Raw genomic sequence first — 3272 nt, 5'->3', positions numbered from 1 at the left:
CCCCCCCCCCCGCAGGTGTTTTGGCATTTAATGTGCGAATAAGCTCATTTTGGAATACAAACAAGTCTAAATCCAAGTCTCTCTTATCTACATTATAAGTGTTGCGCAATTCATCATAGATACTCTTAAGCTGATTCTTATCCCCAAAATAAGCATAGATTCTAAGCTTAAGATAAGCAAACTCTAAAGTGTCTTCTTTGGAGATTTTGAGTTTATCTAGTCTTTTGATGACTTCTTGTGAATCAGAGAGTTCTATATAGTTTTTAATGATTTCAAAATGCAATTTATTTGAAAACTTCATTTTGTTTTCATACTCTTGTGTTGCAATAAACTCTAAAGCTTCTTGAGAATCTCCATTTAGCCTTGCAGAACAAAGATAATCACAAATCAAATCCTCGCTTAAAGTGATAGATTCGCTATCTTCTAAATGTTCTAAGATATATTGGAATCTCTCTTTAGCTTCTTTATAGCATTGATGGTTTAAAGCATTTTTTGCAAGTCTTAGCACATCATCAAGCGTCCATTTCCTTTCATAGGGTTTATCTAATTCTAAGATAGCCTGATAGATTCGCTCACAACACTTCCCGTCTCTAAATTCAAAGGTATTTTCTATATTAGACTTGTAAGGTTCTCCTACTTTACAATCATTTTGGAGTAGAATCTCTAACTGCTCTAATAACTCCTCTTCTGAAGTAACCACAGGACCAAAGCCATCTTTACGATAGTCAAAGTAGCCTTTTCTCCATTGTTTTTCAAAAAATTCTTCCTCATCAAACTGATAATACACCACAGGCTTTTTGAGATATGCCATTTCAGAAGCAGCAGAAGTATAATCTGTAATCATCAAATCTGATTCCATAAACACCTTTTGCAAAGAATCCTCACTACCTCTAAACACTACGAAACTGGGAACTTTGAAGTCTTGAATATAGGGCATAATATTTTGATGTGGACTTAAAAGGATTTTTACATTGTATTTCTTGCATAGCTCCTCTAGCTTTGGATTTGTGAAAAGCTCATGCCATGCCTTAAAATACTTACTTTTCAAAAACTGCGGATTGTAGGCTCTTATATTTCCAACTTGTTTCGTCTCACCTACAATATATTTCCTCCATGTTGGCATTACCAAAATTTGCTTTGGGCGAGGTTTTTGCATTCCATTCACACAATACTCTTCCCACTTCTTTAGTAGCGCATCATGCCTTGAAAGTCCTGTTAGGCGCACTTCATTGGAACTAAACTTATAATGCGTCTGATCTCTAGTGATAGATTCCCACTCCCCTTTTGCAGAAGTAATAAACAATCTTATTTTTTTGGTATTTAACCATTCTGATAAGTCATGTATAATGAACCCATGTTGCAAAAATACAAAGTCTTTCCCATCTAAAGTATTCCTCCCCAAATTCTCTACCAAATAGCTATCAATATGGCTTGAAATGACTTTATCACACGCCTTCAAAGCCTCCTTAAATTTTCCTGCATCAAAAGGAACGAGATTAAACCCCTCTCTTTGTAGTCTCTCCCAATCCTTAGATTCTTGCCTTAGAGCAAAGACTATGTTTTGTTGCGGGTGGTTTGCTGCGATGTAGCGATACAAATGCTCCGCATTGTCATCGGCTTCTGTATCTCTATCCATAAAAAGCCACAAGTCTTTTTGCAATTGCTTTTTAGAGTCTTCAAGCTTGTTATAAATATGTCGGATTTCCAAACTTTGATGTTGCTTTCCATTAAAAGTGATTCTAGCCCTTTGTCCTCTTATAAACACCTCTAACTCACTAGCATTTGGGGGAATATGCACCCATAGTCGCTTCTCATAGCAAAATACTCTATCCAAAAAATCGTTTTGGGCAATTTTAAGAGTATCAGCATAGACTTCTTGTCCATCAACCCTAATGGATTCTATATCTTTATCATCAGGAGTGAAATATCGCAGTAGGACTTGGTTTGTCTTGGGATTGAAATCATCTATGTAGGTGATTTGAAAAGGTGGATATTCGCTCTTAAAGCAATTCAATATACCAATTTTGTCATAAAACCAACAACCCGCCAAATTAAAGCTTAAAATAATCTGTGTGTCAATGAGGGTGAAAATTTTATCCCAAAGCAAGAAAAACTCTTCCCTCTCTTCTCTTGTATGGAAGTTGAATTTACTAGGATTATTCAGTGTAGCTTTGATTTGCCATATCAAATCATACAACACGGTGTTTTGGATAAAAGGAGGAATGATTTTAAATGTGTCTTTTGCTTCTTGAAGAAAGAGGAGTAAATAGCCCATTTTGGAAATTTGTTTGACTTCTGCTTCTTTTATATTATCTAGCGTAGAAGTGCCATCGGCTCGCTTACGATAATACAGAATCGCATCTTTTAAAAAGGCGGATTTGGAGTCTATGTTTTCTAGTAAAAATTTATTGACAAATAGAGCATCTTCGAAGTTTGGCTTGAGGTTTTCCTCATAAGTTAAACTGCTTGTCTTAAGTAAATCGAATCTAAAAAATGCTGACATAACTGCTAATTGAATAAAGTTGCCCAATACTCTGCTGGTTTTGATTGTTTGTTTTTCTTGAAATTTACGATTTAAAGGGTGCGTATCACTATAAGCCTTTTTGGATTCAAAATAAAAGACAACATTACACCCCACCATACTAATATTATCCTTTGGGTGTTCTTCTAAAAACTCATCCACCTCATAGAAATAATCCCTATCTAAGAAATCATCGGGGTCAGTGAAAGTTACCCAAATAGGTTTTGTATTGGGTTTGGATTCTGCTTTTAGAATGGATTGCATTGTGGAATTCGTATGCGGAGCTGTATCATTGCCCAAATGCTCCTTAAGCCATTTAAGCCCTAGATTCCTAGCACTTGCTTGTCCTCCGTTTTCTTTATGGAGATAAGTGATGTTGTTAGGATATTTGCTTTGATATTTTTTGATAATCTCTGCACTCTTATCTGTGCTACCATCATCTACACAGATGATATGGATATTGTTTTTGAAATCTAACCTTTGCTTCAAAATAGACTCGAAATAATCATTAAGATATTTTTCTACATTATACACCGCAGAGATGATGAAGTATTGGTTATAGCCTTGCTTTTTCTTAGGTTTAATAGCCTTAAGTTGGTTTGCTATGGGATAGATTCGTTTATCAATGGCATCTTTAAAAAACGCTTGGGGATTGTTTTGTAGTTTTCTTAATTTTTTAGGACTTAATAGTTGCACAATAATAACCTCTTGAATGTTTATATAAGCTTGTATTGAAAATGAGACTTTTCAA

Annotated in this window: 1 protein-coding gene; it reads right to left on the bottom strand. The window is 35.1% G+C overall.

Annotated features, from left to right (window positions below; genetic code table 11):
* The coding region (locus LS69_RS09800) for a CDP-glycerol glycerophosphotransferase family protein (protein ID WP_138124582.1) at positions 1–3217 on the bottom strand (3217 nt) is incomplete at its 3' end.
* Between the last annotated feature and the right edge of the window lie 55 nt (positions 3218–3272).

The organism is Helicobacter sp. MIT 05-5294 (assembly GCF_000765675.1).
Taxonomy (GTDB): domain Bacteria; phylum Campylobacterota; class Campylobacteria; order Campylobacterales; family Helicobacteraceae; genus Helicobacter_D.
The sequence above is the reverse complement of the archived record's forward strand: the minus strand, read 5'-3'. Positions and strand labels throughout refer to the sequence as shown.